Raw genomic sequence first — 16,179 nt, forward strand, 5'->3', positions numbered from 1 at the left:
CCACCACCTGATCCACAAAACCCGCGCAAACCCACGCAAGCCAATAAAAAGGAGCACCACCATGAACGCCATCACCGAAATCCGCACGTACGTCATCGAAGAGTTTCTGCCAGGCACCGGTCCTGAAGAAATCACCGAGGACATGGACCTGCTGAACAGCGGGATCATCGACAGCCTGGGCCTGCTGAAGATGATCGCCTGGATCGAGACCAACTTCGACGTGTCCGTTGGCGACGAGGACCTTGACCCGGAGAACTTCAGGAGCCTGGCCACCATGGACCAGTTCATCACCAACGCCCGTTTGAAGTCAGCTGCCCTGAAGTCAACGGTCTAGCGATGCCCGGTCAGGTTCTTGAGACCCTGATCCGCAGGCAGGAGAGCGTTTCTGCGGAGGAATGGTCCCGTTTCTGGGCAGAGGTGGGCTCCGGCCGCGCCAACCAGGCCGAAGTGGTGGGGGTTCTGGCGTCCGCCGCGACCTGGCTGCCGGATACTGCCACCATCCTCGCCTTCATCGAGAGCCTGGCGCCGGAACCGGGAGGAACGCCGGCCCGGGACACCGTGAACATCGTCGGCACGGGCGGCGGGCCGGCCACCATGAACATTTCGACGGCGGCCGCGTTCGTCGCCGCGAGCACCGGCGCGGCCATCATCAAGACGGGATCCCGGTCCTACGCCAGCGCCCTGGGCTCCGTGGACCTCCTGGGCCGCGCCGGCATAGTGACTGCGGCCGACGGCGCGGAAACCGAGCGGCACCTGGACGAGTTCGGGCTGGCATTCGCCGGCCAGTATGTCTACCCCAGGGAGCTGACCAGGCTGGCCCGGCTTATTGTGCCGATCGGTATGAAGACGTTCGGCAAGTTCCTCAACGTTGTCGGCCCGTTCCTGGCAGACGTTCCCGTACGGGCCCAACTGACAGGGGTGTCGGCGAGGGCACCGCTGGCCATGATCCGCGAGCTCGCCCAGGTCCACCGGCCACACCCGGTCTGGGTCACGTCCAACGACCACGGTGTGGACGAGCTGCTGAGCTTCACGGCCAACAGCGTCTACCGCCCGGACGGCACGGTGGAGCACCTCGAACCCGGCTCCGTTGCGGACCCGGGCGGGCGGCTCGCGGACCTTGAACCGGTGGGTGCGGATGCCGCCGTCGGGCATTTTATGGACGCACTGGACGGGACAGTGAACCCCACAGTCACCAACACCATCTGCCTGAACGCAGCGGGGTTGTTGCTTGCCGCCGGCCGGGAACAGAACTGGAATTCCGCATTTGATGCCGCCATGGACAGTGTCCGGTCCGGGCAGGCGCTGGCCCTTGCCAGCCGGATGACGTCCCAGGCAGCAACGTCCCAGGCAGCAACCGCCCGGAAAGGGATTCAGCCATGACCGCTTTTTTCACCGGCACCACCAACAGCCCCGGCACCGTATTGTTCCTTAACGCAGGCGATCCGCCCCTTGACCAGCTTCACGGCCTGGTGCTGGATATGGACAAGGCCGGCATCGACTGCCTGGAACTGGCTGTGCCCTTTCCGGACTCGGTCACGGACGGCATGGTGATCCGAAGGTCTGCCAGCCGCGCCATCGAATCGGGGATCACCCTGGCGCAGGTCCTGGATTTCATCCGTTCCATCAAGCCACAACTGGACAGGCTGAAGATTGTGCTCCTGGCTGACTGGAGCCACACCGTCAAGGGCCCCGGAATGGCCGCCTTCCTGGCAGCAGTGGCAGCATCCGACGCGGACGGTCTCCTGATCCACGCCCTGCCGCCCGTCCTGCGGAAGGACTTCCTTGAAGCCGCGGCGGAGAAGGGGATTCCCGTGGTGACAACGTGCTACAGCATCGTGTCCCGCCCGGAAACCCTTCAGGAAGCCGCCCAGGCAGCCACCGCCTATGTGTACCTGGTGGCCAAATACGGGCGCAGCGGAAGCCGGCCTGACGAGGGCTATGCGGCGTTGCGGGAAACCGTGGCGGAGCTGCGCGCGTATGGGCCGGCAGCCATTGCTGTGGGATTCGGCGTGACGGACCGCGCGGACATCGACCAGCTGGGCATCATCGGCGCTGACGCCGCCATCATTGGCACGGCGGCAGTAGCAGCCGTGGAGGATGGGCTGGCCACAGGCCGGCTCCGATCCGTATTCAACACTTTCCTGGACAAGGTTTCACCCCCAAATATCAAACAAACTGAAGGGAAATCCCATGCTCATTCGCAGGCGTGAAGACGTAAACACCGTCAACTGGGGAAACGGCACCAGCAGCCGGCTGCTCGTAGAGAACGACAGCATGGGCTTTGCTATTGCCCACACTGTTGTTAAGGCAGGGACCAGCTCCATGCTGAAATACTCGCGGCACCTGGAGGCCTGCTACTGCATTTCCGGGTCCGGCGCCGTGGTGGAAGTTGACGGCACGCGCCACGAGATTGTGCCCGGGGTGCTCTATGCGCTCAATGAACACGACGCCCACCACCTCCAGGCATCCGAGCACGAGGACATGCAGCTGATCTCGGTTTTTAATCCGCCCATCCGCGGGGACGAGACGCACACCCTTGATCCCTCCGGCTTCTCGGCCTACTAGGAGCCTGCCATGACAGCAACTGCAGAGCGGGCCGGCCACGTTGGCACCGCAATCCGCGGGCTGGGCGAACAGCTCAGCGCAGGCCATATCGAGAGAGACCGGCTGGGGACCTTCAGCCGGGAATCGTGGGACGCGCTCCGGGCCACCGGCCTGCTGGCCATGCCCTTTGATCCGGAGTACGGCGGAGCGGGGCGGTCCATCCGGGAAACCATGGACGCCCTGGAGATACTGGGCGAGGTGTCCCGGGACAGCGGCCTGGCGTTCTCGGCCGTGACCAGCATGGCCAGCTCGGCCACGCCCCTGAACGATTTTGCCGGCGCCGAACTCAAAGGCAAGTATCTGCCCGGGCTGTGTTCCGGCGAACTCATCGGCGCCCATGCCATCACGGAACCGGAGAGCGGCTCAGATGCCCTCAGGATGCGCACGACGGCGGTGCGGGACGGCGGTGACTACGTCCTGGACGGCCGGAAGTGCTTCATTACCAACGCCGGGCTTGCTGATGTGTACGTTATCTACGCCAAGACCGCCGAGAACGCAGGCCCGCTTGGCATCACGGCGTTCCTGGTGGAGGCCGGCACACCCGGCCTGTCCACTGGAGACCCGGTACAGAAGATGGGGCTGGGCACTTCGCCGATGGCCGACGTCGTACTGGAATCCTGCAGGGTTCCGGCGGGCAATGTCCTGGGCCGGGTGGGCGGCGGTTTCCTGGTGCTGGACCATGTGATGGAACGGGAGATCCTCTACTCGTTCATTGTCAATGTGGGCGAGATGGCCAACAGACTGGCGAGGTGCGTAGACCAAGCCAGGACCAGGCAGCAGTACGGCAGGGCGATTGGCGGCTACCAGCAGGTATCGCAGAAAATCGTGGACATGTCCATTGGAACGTCCACGTCCCGGATGTGGCTGCATGAGGCGGCACGCCTCATCTCCGAAGGCAAACGCGCAACCCGTGAAGTCTCAATCGCCAAACTCCTGACCAGCCAACACAACCTCGCATCAAGCCTGGACGCCGTGCAGGTGTTTGGCGGCAGGGGCTACGTCACGGAGTCCGGACTGGAAATAGAGGTCCGGAACTCCATTGCCGGGTCCATCTATTCGGGCACCAATGAGCTCCAGTACAACCGCATCGCCTCCATGATCGGCCTGAAATGAGCCACGGTATCCAGCTGAAGGCTTGCGGAGCCACCACCAGCAATGAACTCCATGCCCTGGCCGGCGGGGGAGCCACCCTGGCTGGCCTGTGGTGGCGGATTCCAGGCTCCAGGCGCTCGCTGGCCGACGATTCCCTGGTGGAACTCGCGGCAGCCTGCCGGGGGATAGACGGGCTGCACCCCTGCCTTGTAACGTTTTCTGCCAACGCCGTGGAACTGGCAGCCGTTATGAACCGGGCCGGAATCCGGTGGGTGCAGCTGCACGCCTTCCAGACGCCCAAAATGGTGGCGCAACTGCGGAGCCTGCTGCCTGCGGACGCCGTGATCGTCAAGGTCTTCCACTTCCAGGGTGCAGCCTGCCTCGAGAAGCCGTATTACGGGGCCTACAAAAGGGCAGGAACCGACGTCGCGATTTTCGATGCAATGTCTCCTGACGGAATGGTGGGCAGCACCGGGCACGAGATTCCGCCGGATGCCTTGCTGGCCGCCGCCCTCGATCTGGACCTGCCATTCCTCGCTGCGGGCGGGATCAGCCCCGACAATGCGGGAGCACACGCCGGGCTCCGGAGCCTCCCAACGTTCCGGGGGGTGGACGCGGACTCCGCCACCAGGGGACCGGACGGAAGCTTTTCCGCTCCAAACATCGAGTCCATCGGCGCAGCCTGGCTGGGAACCGGTGCCCGGATGCCTGCGGGAGCAGCAGTATGAACGGCTTTATTGACGCCGTGCTGGCCGGTCCCAGCCCGCTCATCATGGAAATCAAGAAGAACGACGCCGACGGTACAGACCTGCTGCACGGCCGGTCAGTGCCGGACGTCGTTGCCGCCTATCACCGCGCGGGGGCACCTTGCCTTTCCGTGGTGACCGGCCGCTGGTTCGGCGGTGACCAGGACCTGCTCCGCGAAGTTCGGGGGTTGACAGACCTGCCCATCCTCCAAAAGGACTTCATAACCCGTCGGGGGCAGCTGGAAACCGCCCGGCGGCTGGGTGTTTCCGCAGTGCTCCTGACCGCCCAGCTGCTGCCCGCCAAGGGACTCAACAGCCTCGCCGGCCAGGCACTGGAACTGGGGCTGGTGCCTTTTGTCGAGGTGGTGTCCGAAGAGGAGATTGCTTCGATCGAAAACCCGGCGGATGTGATCATTGCCGTGAACAACAAGGACATTCGGGGCAAGGAGAAGGGCGCGCCGGACCTGGCCCGAAGCGAACGGCTGATTGATGCTGTCCGGGCAGCGGGTACCCGGTGTCCCGTCAGCGCCAGCGGGGTGAATTCGCCGGCGGCGGCACTTGGCTTGCTGGACGCCGGCTACCAGGCCCTCCTGGTGGGCACTGCCCTCTTGGCCGGGCAGGACCTGGCGGACTGGGAAGCGGTAACCAGCGGCAACTTCCGCACCCGGGAGCCGGCGTGACAGGGTCAGAGCCGCCGGTTGTCTTCTGCCTGCCGCCCGCCGGCGGATCAGTGGCCACCTTTCGTCCCTGGCTGAGGGCGGCGGGAGAAGGCATTGTCCTGGAACCGCTGAACGTCAGGCTGATACAGGCCCAGCTTGCCGGGGACGGCGGAAAGGTCACCCTCATCGACCTGGCGGCAGCCATCGCCGATTCGCTGCCCGCCGACCGGCCTTTCATCCTGGCCGGCCACAGCCTGGGCGGCCTGCTTGCCTACGAGGCTGCGTTCGAATTGTGCCGCCGCGGCGTCCGGCTCCCTGAATCCGTACTGGTCATGGGCAGCCGGCCGCCGCATAACTCTTCGGCTGATGTTTTCGCACCGATGATCGAACTGGGTGATGAGGACTTCCTTGATGCCCTGGAGGCTGTGGGCGCAGTGAACCCGGAGTTGCGGACCAGCCCCATGCGTCCCCTGTTCCTTCCCGCCCTGCGAAATGACCTTCGGATCATCACCACATACCGGCCGGACCTGGCAGCGCGCCGCCGGGCCCCGCTGCCCGTACCGCTAATTGGCTGGTGCGGTACTGCCGATCCGCTGGCGCCTCCGGACGTGGTCCACGGCTGGGAGGATTACACCCTTTTCCCGGAACTTGAAGCCTTCCACGGCGGGCACTTCTTCCCGTTTGAGGAAGCCGGCCGATGCCTGCAGGCCCTGGAATTACTGGCCGGGGTTTCCCCTGTGGCGAACACGCTCCACAACTTGAAGCCAGCCACGTAGCATCAAAGTACGTCGTAGCTAGGAGTGTGGCGAAATGTTTGAGCGATTTACGGACCGTGCCCGTCGCGTAGTTGTGCTTGCCCAAGAAGAAGCACGCATGCTGAACCACAATTACATCGGAACCGAACACATCCTGTTGGGTCTTATCCATGAGGGTGAAGGCGTTGCGGCTAAAGCTCTGGAGTCCTTGAGCATTTCGCTTGACGGCGTCCGCGAGCAGGTACAGGAGATCATCGGACAGGGCCAGCAGGCGCCGTCCGGTCACATCCCGTTCACACCGCGCGCCAAGAAGGTGCTGGAGCTCTCGCTTCGCGAAGCCCTGCAACTGGGCCACAACTACATCGGCACGGAGCACATCCTGCTGGGACTCATCCGCGAGGGTGAGGGTGTTGCGGCGCAGGTGCTGGTCAAGCTCGGCGCTGACCTGAACCGGGTGCGCCAGCAGGTTATCCAGCTGCTCTCCGGCTACCAGGGCAAGGAAAGCACCGGCGCAGGCGTCGGTTCCAGCCAGCCCGAAGGCACCCCCGCCGGTTCCGTGGTGCTGGACCAGTTCGGCCGCAACCTGACCCAGGCAGCGCGCGAAAACAAGCTGGATCCTGTGATTGGCCGCGAACAGGAAATGGAACGCGTCATGCAGGTCCTTTCCCGCCGCACCAAGAACAACCCCGTCCTGATCGGCGAACCCGGCGTCGGCAAGACTGCCGTCGTCGAGGGCCTGGCCCAGGCGATAGTCCGTGGTGACGTTCCGGAGACCATCAAGGACAAGCAGCTGTACACGCTGGACCTCGGGTCCCTTGTAGCCGGCTCCCGGTACCGCGGTGACTTCGAAGAGCGCCTGAAGAAGGTTCTCAAGGAGATCCGTACCCGCGGAGACATCATCCTCTTCATCGATGAGATCCACACCCTGGTTGGTGCAGGCGCAGCGGAAGGCGCGATTGACGCGGCCTCCATCCTGAAGCCCATGCTGGCCCGCGGTGAGCTGCAGACCATCGGCGCCACCACGCTGGATGAGTACCGCAAGCACATCGAGAAGGACGCAGCGCTGGAGCGCCGTTTCCAGCCCATCCAGGTCAAGGAGCCCTCGGTTGCACACGCCATCGAGATCCTTAAGGGCCTTCGCGACCGCTACGAGGCACACCACCGCGTGACGATCACCGACGGCGCCCTCGCCTCGGCCGCAAGCCTTGCCGAACGCTACATCTCGGACCGCTTCCTGCCGGACAAGGCGATCGACCTTATCGATGAGGCCGGCGCACGGCTGCGCATCCGCCGGATGACCGCTCCCCCGGAGCTGAAGGCCATGGATGAGCGGATAGCCGATCTCAAGATGGAGAAGGAGTCCGCAATTGACGCGCAGGACTTCGAAGGCGCCGCGTCGCTCCGCGACAAGGAACAGAAGCTGATCACCGAGCGCTCCCAGAAGGAACGCCACTGGAAGTCTGGCGGCATGGACGACATCTCCGAGGTTGATGAGGATCTCATCGCCGAGGTGCTCGCCAACTCCACCGGTATTCCGGTCTTCAAGCTGACCGAGGAAGAGTCCTCGCGCCTGCTGAAGATGGAAGAGGAACTGCACAAGCGCGTTGTCGGCCAGGACGAAGCCATCAAGGCGATGTCCCAGGCGATCCGCCGCACCCGTGCAGGCCTGAAGGACCCCAAGCGTCCTGGCGGCTCGTTCATCTTCGCCGGCCCCACCGGCGTCGGCAAGACCGAACTGGCCAAGGCGCTCGCGGAATTCCTCTTCGGTGAAGAGGAAGCCCTGATCACCCTGGACATGTCCGAGTACTCCGAGAAGCACACGGTCTCGCGGCTCTTCGGTGCCCCTCCGGGCTACGTTGGCTACGAGGAGGGCGGCCAGCTGACCGAGAAGGTCCGCCGTCGGCCGTTCTCGGTGGTGCTGTTCGACGAGGTTGAGAAGGCCCACGCTGACCTCTTCAACTCGCTCCTGCAGATCCTGGAAGACGGCCGCCTGACCGATTCCCAGGGCCGCGTGGTGGACTTCAAGAACACCGTGATCATCATGACCACCAACCTGGGTACCCGGGATATCTCCAAGAGCGTTGCCACCGGCTTCCAATCGGGCACGGACACGCAGACCGGTTACAACCGGATGCGCGCCCGCGTCACAGAGGAACTGAAGCAGCACTTCCGTCCCGAGTTCCTGAACCGTGTTGACGACGTCGTGGTGTTCCCGCAGCTGACGCAGGACGAGATCATCGAGATCGTGGACCTGTTCGTAGGCCGGCTGGAAAAGCGGCTCAAGGACAAGGACATGGGCATCGAACTCACCACGGCAGCCAAGCGGCTCCTGGCCACGCGTGGCTACGATCCTGCAATGGGTGCCCGGCCGCTGCGCCGCACCATCCAGCGCGAGATCGAGGACCAGCTCTCCGAGAAGATCCTGTTCGGTGAGCTCCACGCCGGCGACATAGTGGTGGTGGACGTGGATGGCGAAGGAGACGACGCCAAGTTCACGTTCCAGGGCAACGCCAAGCCGCGTATCCCAGAGATTGCCCCGATCGTGTAGCAATCCGCAACCGCGGCAGTAACCGCAAAGGCGTCCCCGGCTGGAAACAGTCGCCGGACGCCTTTTGCGTTTTCCCCGCACGTGGCAACCATAGGATAGGCGTGTGACTGATTCCTTCCATATCCGCCCTGCCCGTACCGGCGATGTCGCCGCCATCAAGGAACTCGTGGCTCCGTTGGCCGAGCAGCGGATCCTGATGGCCAAAGAGACAGTCGCCTATTACGAGAGCCTGCCGGAATTCCGGATCGCCGAGGCCTCTGACGGCACGGTCATTGGCTGCGGCGCCTTGCATGTGATGTGGGAGGACCTGGCGGAGGTCCGCACCCTGGCAACGGATGAGTCCTGGCGCGGCAGGGGTGTGGGGCATGTCCTGGTGGAGCGGCTCCTGGAGGAGGCCCGGCTGCTGGGGGTCTCGCGGGTCTTCTGCCTGACCTTTGAGGTGGACTTCTTCAAGCGGCATGGCTTCGAGGTCATGGCCGACCAAAGCGCTGTGGACCCGGTGGTGTATTCGGAGCTCTTACGCTCCCATGATGAGGGCGTGGCGGAGTTCCTTGACCTTGCCAGGGTGAAGCCGAACACGCTGGGCAACACGCGGATGATCCGCCAGCTGGAAGGCTAAGAACACACCCGGACCTTCCGCGCTGCCGTCTCCGGGTAGTAGGGTCAAGAGCGCACTCTCCAGGAAGCCAAACGAAGCCCAGGAGCACCATGAAAAAGCTCATCAATGATCCCAAAGCCGTGGTCGCAGAATCCGTTGAAGGATTCGGGATGGCCCATCCAGACCTCGTGACCGTCAACACCACACCGGCGTTCATCACCCGCAAGGACGCGCCGGTGGCCGGCAAGGTGGGGCTGGTGTCCGGGGGCGGCAGCGGTCACGAACCGCTGCACGCCGGTTTCGTGGGACGTGGGATGCTCGACGCCGCCGTGCCCGGGGCGGTGTTCACCTCGCCGACGCCGGATCAGATCATTCCCGCCACCCTCGCCGTCGATTCGGGTGCCGGTGTGGTGCACATCGTGAAGAACTACACTGGTGACGTCCTGAATTTCGAGACTGCGGCAGAGATGGCCGAGGCCGAAGGCGTGCAGGTCCGCACCATCCTGGTCAACGATGACGTTGCGGTAGAGGATTCGCTGTATACCGCCGGCAGGCGGGGTGTTGCCGGCACTGTCCTGGTGGAAAAGATCGCGGGAGCGGCCGCAGAACGCGGTGATGACCTGGATGCCGTGGCCGCACTGGGCGGCCGGGTGAACAACAACGTGCGAAGTATGGGCGTTGCCCTGTCCGCGTGCATCGTGCCGCATGCGGGCCGGCCCAGCTTCGACCTGGAAGAAAACGAAATCGAGATCGGCATCGGCATCCACGGCGAGCCAGGCCGACACCGGATTCCCATGGAAGGCGCTGATGGAATCACGGACCGCCTTCTCGGGCCCATCCTGACCGACCTTGATGTCAAGCAGGGGGAGAGCGTCCTGCTCTTTGTCAACGGCATGGGCGGAACGCCGCAAAGCGAGCTGTACATCGTCTACCGCCGGGCCGCCAAGGTCCTGGAAGAGCGAGGCATCACGGTGGCGCGTTCGCTGGTGGGCAATTACATCACAGCCCTGGAAATGCAGGGCTGTTCCATTTCCGTCCTCCGGCTGGATGATGAACTGACCGAACTTTGGGACGCGCCCGTCCGCACGGCCGCACTGCGTTGGGGAGTGTAAGCATGGGGCTGGATACCAAGTGGGCTTTGAAGTGGCTGGAACTCTCAGCTGAGGCCATGAAGGAAAACCGTGGCCGCCTGATCGATCTGGACAGGGCCATCGGGGATTCTGACCACGGCGAGAACATGGACCGGGGGTTCCAGGCGGCGATGGCCAAGCTCGCAGAGGCACCGCCGGAGAGTCCCGCTGCAGCATTGAAGATGACGGCCATGGCGCTGATGTCCAGCGTTGGCGGGGCCGCCGGTCCCCTTTACGGGACCGCCTTCCTGCGCGCGTCAACGGCGCTGGGTGACGCTGCCGACGTCGAACCTTCGCTGCTGGTGGATGCGCTGGAGGCGGCGCTCGGCGGCATTGTGGCCCGGGGCAAAGCCGAGCCGGGGGACAAAACCATGGTGGACGCGTGGACGCCGGCGGTGGAGGCTGCCCGGAAGGCAGCCGGCGATGGCGCCCCGCCGCGCGAAGTCCTCCAGGCGGCTGCTGACGCTGCCGCATCCGGGGCCGAAGCCACGGAGCCCCTGGTCGCCCGCAAGGGCAGGGCGAGCTATCTTGGTGAGCGCAGCGCCGGGCACCGCGATCCCGGGGCGGAGTCCAGCGCGCTGATCCTGCGGGCGGCCGCGGAGGCGGCTCTGTGAGCGTGCGGCTGGTAGTGGTGTCGCACAGCGAAAAGATCGCCGACGGCGCCGTGGAACTTGCCGGGCAAATGGCACCTGACGTGCAGATCCTCGCAGCCGGGGGAACCGGTGACGGCAGGATCGGCACCAGCCTGGAGAAGGTCATGGAGGCCTTGGACAGGGCAACAGGGGATGAGGGAACCGTGGTTCTGGCCGATCTTGGTTCTGCGGTGATGACGGCCGAATCCGCCATTGAATTTGCTGAGGAGGCCGGTGAAATCCTGCTGGCGGACGCCCCGCTGGTGGAAGGACTCGTGGCGGCTGCGGTCGCCGCCCAAAGCGGAGCCGATGCCAAGGCCGTCCGGGAAGCGGCTGAAGCGGTTGCGGCCACATTTGCCGGTGCCGGACGGACCCAACCAGGGGACCCGGAAGTAGAAACAGGCACAGCGGATGGCGCGCCCGATGCCACGCCAGACGCAACAGGGGATTTTGAACTGGTGAACCAGGCGGGGATGCATGCCAGGCCGGCGGCGAAGATCGCCGGTGGAATTTCCTCGCTGGATGCCGAAGTGAGCATCAACGGCATCGATGCCTCCTCGATGACGGGGCTGATGACCCTCGCCGCGGGGAGGGGCTCCGTGCTGCGGGTGGAGGCGTCCGGACCGGATGCCGAGAAGGCCGTGGAGTACGTGGGCGACCTGGTGCGGTCAGGCTTCGGCGAGACCTGAACTGAGGCCGTCCGCGTCAAGGGTGACCGAGGCGGATATGAAGCGGCCGCATTGTTCGCCGTAGGGCGTCGACACGATGGGCGTGATGGTGTGGGTGCGCAGGGGCAGCGGCGCGCCGTCACTTCCTACGCCGGTCAGGGTCACGTCCACCGGCGATTCGGTAAGCGGCCCCAGCAGCAGCATGCCCCGCAGAGTCCCGTCAGGCGAGGCAGTGGCTGAGCAGACGCCATGCGGGCCCCCACGGGGATCGCATTCCCCGCCCACACTTACGGAGCCCGGCTGCAGGTCCAGCGGGCCCTCGGTGCAGGTTCCGTCCTGGCAGGCCTTCAGGTGCAGCGACCGGACCTGCGGCACGTAGGCGCGGTCAACGGTGACGGATACGACGGGCGCCGCAGCGATTTCCGGGCACACGGCGTCCCCGGGCGAACACGCGGCGGTGAGTAACGCCGTCGTAGTTGCCATCAGCAGTACCGCGGCCCTGGACATGGCTCCATGGTATTCCCGGAGCGCTGGACCGGCACTGGTTAATCGGGGAAGATGCCGATGAAGAAGTAGAAAGCCACTGCCATGGCTGCCATAAAGGGAATGGCGCAACCAAGAGTCTGCCTTGGTTTGTCCGACTGGTGGAAGGACTGGTTGGGATTCGCCGGGTTGTAGGCCACCTCGAGGATGCTCCCCGGGACGGGAATTTCACCGCCCGGAATCTCCGACTGACCCGCGAAGAGCGTCCCGTGCGAGTCCAGAAACTGGTAGGCGGTGAAATAGCGTCGGTTCCTGTTGGCACCGCCCGCGCCCCTGCTCCAACCGGCGATATGGCCTGTGACAGTTGCATTCGTCCGCGGCCAGTCGGCGGTTTCCCGCTCGTGCTGCCGGCTCCTGCTCACCATCTGGATGGCCGAGAGCACCGCAACCACCACAAACACCGCCCACCCGACGTACATTACGGTTCTCATGGGTCCGCCCGGATCGGCATGGTCAGGGCTGGAACAGCGGCTGTCTCAGTCACTCAAGAAAGTATGCCAGTTGCGTGGCGGCACTCCTGGCGAAGGTGCGGTCACGACGGCAGGCTGTAACCGGCGTCGGACATCTCTGCCAGGCCGTCGGAGAGCAGTCCCAGCAGAGCGCGGTCCAGCTGCTCCGGTGGCGCGTTGAGCCGGTGCAGGGCTGCCAGCGGAACGGCGATGCCCTCCGGGCCCAGTCCCAGGTCCGCCGGCGGTGTCAGGAACAGTTCCGCGGTGACGGGGGAGTCCGCCTGCCGCAGCACCGCCATCACGGCTCCTCGAACCTGCCTGTCCGTGCCGTGCCATGCCTGCCCTTTGGGAATGTACGACGGCGGCGGCTCACCTGCCAGACGCCAGGCACAAACGCTCCGGACCGGGCAGTCCGCGCACTTGGGGGAGCGGGCCGTGCAGATCACGGCGCCCAGTTCCATAACAGCAGCGTTCCAGCGGACCGACGGCCCGGCGTCGACAGGCAGCAGATCGGCGGCCAGCCGCATCTCCGCTGCGGTCAGCGCCTGTGCCGGGAGGGCTGTCCCGCTGAAGAGCCGTGCATGGACGCGCCGGATGTTGGTGTCCACTACTGTCTGGCGGCGGCCGTATGCAAAAGCGGCGACGGCGGCAGCGGTGTAGCTGCCCACGCCCGGCAGGGACAGCAACGCTTCATAGTCCTTGGGAACCTCGCCGCGGTGGCTGTCTGTAATCGCGACGGCGGCGGCGTGCAGCCGCAGCGCCCGGCGCGGGTAGCCCAGCCGGCCCCAGTGACGCACCGCTTCGCCTGCGGGCTCAGCGGCAAGGTCCGCGGGAGTGGGCCAGCGGGACAACCAGTCCTTCCAGACGGGCAGCACGCGCACCACAGGGGTCTGCTGCAGCATCACCTCGCTGACCAGGATTCCCCACGGTGTGCAATCCTCCAGACGCCAGGGCAGATCGCGGGCTTCGGCAGCAAACCAGTCGGTGATGGCTCGATGGATGGCAGGCGTGACCGGAAGTGCCTGGCGAAAGATAGGAGTGTCCATCGACGGGGCGGGAGTTATGGCATTAGCTTTGATGCACACACTGTAGTTGATGCGCCGGGCAGGAGGCGATGAACATGGCAAAGACACCGGGAGCAGCACCACGGCTGGCCAAAGCACTGGCCATTGTCCTGGGGGCGGACCAGGTCACTATCCGGCTGCGGGCCTGGGACGGCTCGGAATCCGGTCCGGAGGGTGCGCCGCTTGTTGAATTCACCTCGCGGCGGGCGCTGCGGCGGATCCTCTGGTCACCCGGGCAGCTAGGCCTGAGCCGGGCGTATGTTGCTGGCGAAATAGTGGCGCACGGAGACATCTTTGCCACCTTCGCAGCGTTGAGTTCACAGGGCAAGTTCGCGGAGCCGGGCCCCTTCAGCAAGCCAACAGTCGCGGAGCTCAGTACGCTCATTACCACCGCCATCGGGCTCGGCGCGTTGGGGCCGGAGCCTGCACCGCCGCCAGAGGAAGTGAAGATCGAAAAGCACGGCAGGAGGCACTCCAAGAAGCGCGACGCCGCGGCAATTTCACACCATTACGACGTCGGCAACGACTTTTATGCCCTGGTGCTCGGTCCGTCAATGGTCTATTCCTGCGCGGTCTTTGACAGTGCGGAGACCCCGTTGGAGGCCGCCCAGGAAGCCAAACTTGATTTGGTTTGCCGGAAGCTGGGGCTGAAGCCGGGAATGCGGGTGCTGGACGTGGGCTGCGGATGGGGCAGTTTCGCCCTGCACGCCGCGAAGCGCTACGGGGTGAAGGTCGTTGGCGTCACGCTGTCCGGGGAGCAGGCGGAGAGCGCACGAAAGCGCGTGGCGGAAGCCGGGCTGACCGATCAGGTGGAGATCCGCGTCCAGGACTACCGGGACGTGATCGACGGGCCCTACGACGCAATCAGCTCCATCGGAATGTCAGAGCACGTCGGCCGGGCACAGCTCGCTCGCTACGTCTCGCAGCTGCACGGCCTGCTGCGCCCCGGCGGCCGGCTGCTCAACCACGCCATCTCCTGGAATGCCGGGCCTGCCGCAGAGGACCCCGATTCATTCATTCCCCGCTACGTATTCCCCGACGGAGAGATGCTCAGCCTCTCCGGCATGGTGGTTGCCCTGGAAAGCGGCGGGTTCGAGGTGCTGGATGTCGAGGCCCTGCGCCGTCATTACGCCCTGACCCTCCGGGCCTGGGTACGGAACCTCGAAGAGAACTGGGACGAGGCGGTGCGGTTGACCTCTCCCGGGCGTGCCCGGGTGTGGCGGCTGTACATGGCATCAAGCGCCTTGGGCTTTGAAGAAAGGCTTACGGGTGTGAACCAGGTGCTCCTGCAAAAGCCCGGCGGCGAGGATCCGCCGCTGCGCCGGAGGGAGTGGATTTAGGCGCCCATTGAGTGTGCATATCCCCGCAATCTAAGAAATTAACAAACGACCGTTCGTGACCGTATGATCAATCCATCAGTACACACGTAGGGGCGGTCAAGTGTTGTCGGTTGAGAGAGATCACCTAATCCTGGACATCGCACGGCGCGACGGCCGGGTACTGACCATGGCGCTCGCCCGCGAGCTAGGGATATCGGAAATTACCGCCCGTCGCGCTATCAACAGGCTGTGTTCCGCTGGCCTCCTGCTCAGAGTGCATGGGGGTGCGACGCTGCCCGGCCGGGACAGCCGCAACTCTTCGCAGGCTTCGGTCACGGGTCTGGTGGTGCCCACGTCAGATTACTATTACGCCCGCGTCATCGCCGGGGCGGAAATTACCGCCGGCTCGCTCGCTACCCGGCTGGTATTGGGGGTCACCCACTACGATCCGAACACCGAAAAGGACCGGGTGCGGCGGCTTGTCGAACTGGGAATCCGCGGGCTGCTTCTCACTACCAGCAGCTATGAACCGTCCGGCGGACAAACGGGGAAATGGCTGGATTCCCTTGCTGTGCCTGTGGTGTTGATGGAACGGTCTTTCACCTACCCGGAGACGTCAAAGGAGTATGACAGCGTCCAATCGGACCATTTGTTCGGCGGGGCCCTCGCCGTCCGCCACCTTGCGCATCTGGGACATCGGTCCATCGGCCTCGCCATGCATGAGGAGACGCCCACGGCCGGCAGGCTCAAGGCAGGCTATCAACAGGCGGTGGACCAGCTCGGCCTGCATGTGGCGGCTCCCTACAGGGCGTTACCCAATATCGCGCTTGACCCGGCAGGCACCGACGCCGCCCTGAATGCTTTCCTGGACGACTGCCTGGAAACAGGAACGACGGCGGTGATTGTCCATGTGGACACACACGCTTCCAGGTTGGTGGAGCTCGCGGCCTCAAGGGATATCCCAGTCCCTGAACACTTGTCCGTCGTTGCGTACGATGACGAGGTTGCAGCGTTCTGCGCCGTTCCGTTGACTGCCGTTTCCCCGCCAAAGCGTGCTGTTGGAGCAACCGCAATGATTGTGCTTGACGCGCGCATCAACAGCGGGGACTCCGGCGACATGCCGACGCAGCACGTTTCCCTGCTTCCACGGCTGGTAGTCCGGGAATCGACGACGGCTCCGACCTGCTGACCGAATGTGATCGATCGGGCAGATTTCCATTGACCGAAGGGTGATGCCGCGTGACGATTAAGCAGCAAGTCGCCGCTATTCGAGTCTGTGCCTACCGGGAGCCCTTATGTTTCGCCGATCACCAGCTTCAAATCAACAGTGGTTTGAGCTTTTAGTTTCTGCATTCGGTCGGCCGAGTGGCAG

At 64.6% G+C, this 16,179-nt stretch carries 18 protein-coding genes; 15 read left to right on the forward strand and 3 right to left on the reverse strand.

What is annotated here, in order from left to right; genetic code table 11:
• The first annotated feature begins 61 nt into the window (after positions 1 to 61).
• From ACWA13_RS01680 to dhaM, 13 genes are all read left to right on the forward strand, one after another.
• Complete coding sequence (locus ACWA13_RS01680) at positions 62 to 334, forward strand: acyl carrier protein (RefSeq protein WP_463936354.1); 273 nt, start codon at positions 62 to 64, stop codon at positions 332 to 334.
• Positions 335 to 336: 2 nt separating this feature from the next.
• Complete coding sequence (locus tag ACWA13_RS01685) at positions 337 to 1,380, forward strand: hypothetical protein (RefSeq protein ID WP_463936355.1); 1,044 nt, start codon at positions 337 to 339, stop codon at positions 1,378 to 1,380.
• Positions 1,377 to 2,210 (forward strand): tryptophan synthase subunit alpha, encoded by an 834-nt coding sequence (gene trpA, locus ACWA13_RS01690; RefSeq protein ID WP_463936357.1) that lies wholly within the window; start codon positions 1,377 to 1,379, stop codon positions 2,208 to 2,210. Before ACWA13_RS01685 ends, trpA begins: the two co-directional genes overlap by 4 nt.
• Entirely contained in the window at positions 2,191 to 2,565 is a 375-nt protein-coding gene (locus ACWA13_RS01695) for an ectoine synthase (RefSeq protein WP_463936358.1), read from the forward strand. Before trpA ends, ACWA13_RS01695 begins: the two co-directional genes overlap by 20 nt.
• 9 nt (positions 2,566 to 2,574) lie before the next feature.
• Positions 2,575 to 3,717: an acyl-CoA dehydrogenase family protein gene (locus ACWA13_RS01700; protein ID WP_463936359.1), complete on the forward strand. Its 1,143-nt coding sequence runs from the start codon at positions 2,575 to 2,577 to the stop codon at positions 3,715 to 3,717.
• A complete protein-coding gene (locus tag ACWA13_RS01705) occupies positions 3,714 to 4,424 on the forward strand; it encodes a hypothetical protein (protein WP_463936361.1) in 711 nt (236 codons plus the stop codon). The genes ACWA13_RS01700 and ACWA13_RS01705 overlap by 4 nt, the downstream gene beginning before the upstream one ends.
• Positions 4,421 to 5,122 (forward strand): beta/alpha barrel domain-containing protein, encoded by a 702-nt coding sequence (locus tag ACWA13_RS01710; RefSeq protein WP_463936362.1) that lies wholly within the window; start codon positions 4,421 to 4,423, stop codon positions 5,120 to 5,122. The genes ACWA13_RS01705 and ACWA13_RS01710 overlap by 4 nt, the downstream gene beginning before the upstream one ends.
• Positions 5,119 to 5,877, forward strand: a complete 759-nt coding sequence (locus tag ACWA13_RS01715) for a thioesterase II family protein (RefSeq protein ID WP_463936364.1) — start codon at positions 5,119 to 5,121, stop codon at positions 5,875 to 5,877. The genes ACWA13_RS01710 and ACWA13_RS01715 overlap by 4 nt, the downstream gene beginning before the upstream one ends.
• A gap of 34 nt (positions 5,878 to 5,911) precedes the next feature.
• Positions 5,912 to 8,404, forward strand: a complete 2,493-nt coding sequence (locus ACWA13_RS01720) for an ATP-dependent Clp protease ATP-binding subunit (protein WP_463936365.1) — start codon at positions 5,912 to 5,914, stop codon at positions 8,402 to 8,404.
• A gap of 103 nt (positions 8,405 to 8,507) precedes the next feature.
• A complete protein-coding gene (locus ACWA13_RS01725; RefSeq protein ID WP_463936367.1) occupies positions 8,508 to 9,023 on the forward strand; it encodes an amino-acid N-acetyltransferase in 516 nt (171 codons plus the stop codon).
• Between the two features lie 89 nt (positions 9,024 to 9,112).
• Positions 9,113 to 10,114 (forward strand): dihydroxyacetone kinase subunit DhaK, encoded by a 1,002-nt coding sequence (gene dhaK / locus ACWA13_RS01730; protein ID WP_463936369.1) that lies wholly within the window; start codon positions 9,113 to 9,115, stop codon positions 10,112 to 10,114.
• 2 nt (positions 10,115 to 10,116) lie between these two features.
• Positions 10,117 to 10,746 carry a dihydroxyacetone kinase subunit DhaL gene (gene dhaL / locus ACWA13_RS01735; protein ID WP_463936371.1) on the forward strand — a complete coding sequence of 210 codons (630 nt, stop codon included), beginning with the start codon at positions 10,117 to 10,119 and terminating at the stop codon, positions 10,744 to 10,746.
• Positions 10,743 to 11,453: a dihydroxyacetone kinase phosphoryl donor subunit DhaM gene (dhaM, locus tag ACWA13_RS01740; protein ID WP_463936373.1), complete on the forward strand. Its 711-nt coding sequence runs from the start codon at positions 10,743 to 10,745 to the stop codon at positions 11,451 to 11,453. Before dhaL ends, dhaM begins: the two co-directional genes overlap by 4 nt.
• Here dhaM and ACWA13_RS01745 read toward each other — a convergent pair.
• From ACWA13_RS01745 to ACWA13_RS01755, 3 genes are all read right to left on the reverse strand, one after another.
• Positions 11,433 to 11,939, reverse strand: a complete 507-nt coding sequence (locus ACWA13_RS01745; RefSeq protein WP_463936375.1) for a hypothetical protein — start codon at positions 11,937 to 11,939, stop codon at positions 11,433 to 11,435. The two genes, dhaM and ACWA13_RS01745, sit on opposite strands and share 21 nt — an antisense overlap.
• 38 nt (positions 11,940 to 11,977) lie before the next feature.
• Positions 11,978 to 12,406 carry a DUF3592 domain-containing protein gene (locus tag ACWA13_RS01750; RefSeq protein ID WP_463936377.1) on the reverse strand — a complete coding sequence of 143 codons (429 nt, stop codon included), beginning with the start codon at positions 12,404 to 12,406 and terminating at the stop codon, positions 11,978 to 11,980.
• Positions 12,407 to 12,507: 101 nt separating this feature from the next.
• Entirely contained in the window at positions 12,508 to 13,470 is a 963-nt protein-coding gene (locus tag ACWA13_RS01755; protein WP_463936378.1) for an HhH-GPD family protein, read from the reverse strand.
• 74 nt (positions 13,471 to 13,544) lie between these two features.
• Here ACWA13_RS01755 and ACWA13_RS01760 point away from each other — a divergent pair, with 74 nt between their 5' ends.
• Positions 13,545 to 14,828 (forward strand): class I SAM-dependent methyltransferase, encoded by a 1,284-nt coding sequence (locus ACWA13_RS01760; protein ID WP_463936379.1) that lies wholly within the window; start codon positions 13,545 to 13,547, stop codon positions 14,826 to 14,828.
• 103 nt (positions 14,829 to 14,931) lie between these two features.
• Positions 14,932 to 15,996 (forward strand): LacI family DNA-binding transcriptional regulator, encoded by a 1,065-nt coding sequence (locus ACWA13_RS01765; RefSeq protein WP_463936380.1) that lies wholly within the window; start codon positions 14,932 to 14,934, stop codon positions 15,994 to 15,996.
• Positions 15,997 to 16,179 lie beyond the last annotated feature (183 nt).

This window comes from Pseudarthrobacter sp. TRD_SC_9 (genome assembly GCF_055361265.1).

Bases quoted from the DNA above. Each gene is read 5' to 3' on its own strand.
- ACWA13_RS01695 (WP_463936358.1), top strand. From the start codon at position 2,191: ATGCTCATTCGCAGGCGTGAAGACGTAAACACCGTCAACTGGGGAAAC.
- ACWA13_RS01755 (WP_463936378.1), bottom strand. From the start codon at position 13,470: ATGGACACTCCTATCTTTCGCCAGGCACTTCCGGTCACGCCTGCCATC.
- dhaK (WP_463936369.1), top strand. From the start codon at position 9,113: ATGAAAAAGCTCATCAATGATCCCAAAGCCGTGGTCGCAGAATCCGTT.
- ACWA13_RS01685 (WP_463936355.1), top strand. From the start codon at position 337: ATGCCCGGTCAGGTTCTTGAGACCCTGATCCGCAGGCAGGAGAGCGTT.
- dhaL (WP_463936371.1), top strand. From the start codon at position 10,117: ATGGGGCTGGATACCAAGTGGGCTTTGAAGTGGCTGGAACTCTCAGCT.
- ACWA13_RS01760 (WP_463936379.1), top strand. From the start codon at position 13,545: ATGGCAAAGACACCGGGAGCAGCACCACGGCTGGCCAAAGCACTGGCC.
- ACWA13_RS01720 (WP_463936365.1), top strand. From the start codon at position 5,912: ATGTTTGAGCGATTTACGGACCGTGCCCGTCGCGTAGTTGTGCTTGCC.
- ACWA13_RS01710 (WP_463936362.1), top strand. From the start codon at position 4,421: ATGAACGGCTTTATTGACGCCGTGCTGGCCGGTCCCAGCCCGCTCATC.
- ACWA13_RS01700 (WP_463936359.1), top strand. From the start codon at position 2,575: ATGACAGCAACTGCAGAGCGGGCCGGCCACGTTGGCACCGCAATCCGC.
- ACWA13_RS01745 (WP_463936375.1), bottom strand. From the start codon at position 11,939: ATGTCCAGGGCCGCGGTACTGCTGATGGCAACTACGACGGCGTTACTC.
- ACWA13_RS01750 (WP_463936377.1), bottom strand. From the start codon at position 12,406: ATGAGAACCGTAATGTACGTCGGGTGGGCGGTGTTTGTGGTGGTTGCG.
- ACWA13_RS01705 (WP_463936361.1), top strand. From the start codon at position 3,714: ATGAGCCACGGTATCCAGCTGAAGGCTTGCGGAGCCACCACCAGCAAT.
- ACWA13_RS01680 (WP_463936354.1), top strand. From the start codon at position 62: ATGAACGCCATCACCGAAATCCGCACGTACGTCATCGAAGAGTTTCTG.
- trpA (WP_463936357.1), top strand. From the start codon at position 1,377: ATGACCGCTTTTTTCACCGGCACCACCAACAGCCCCGGCACCGTATTG.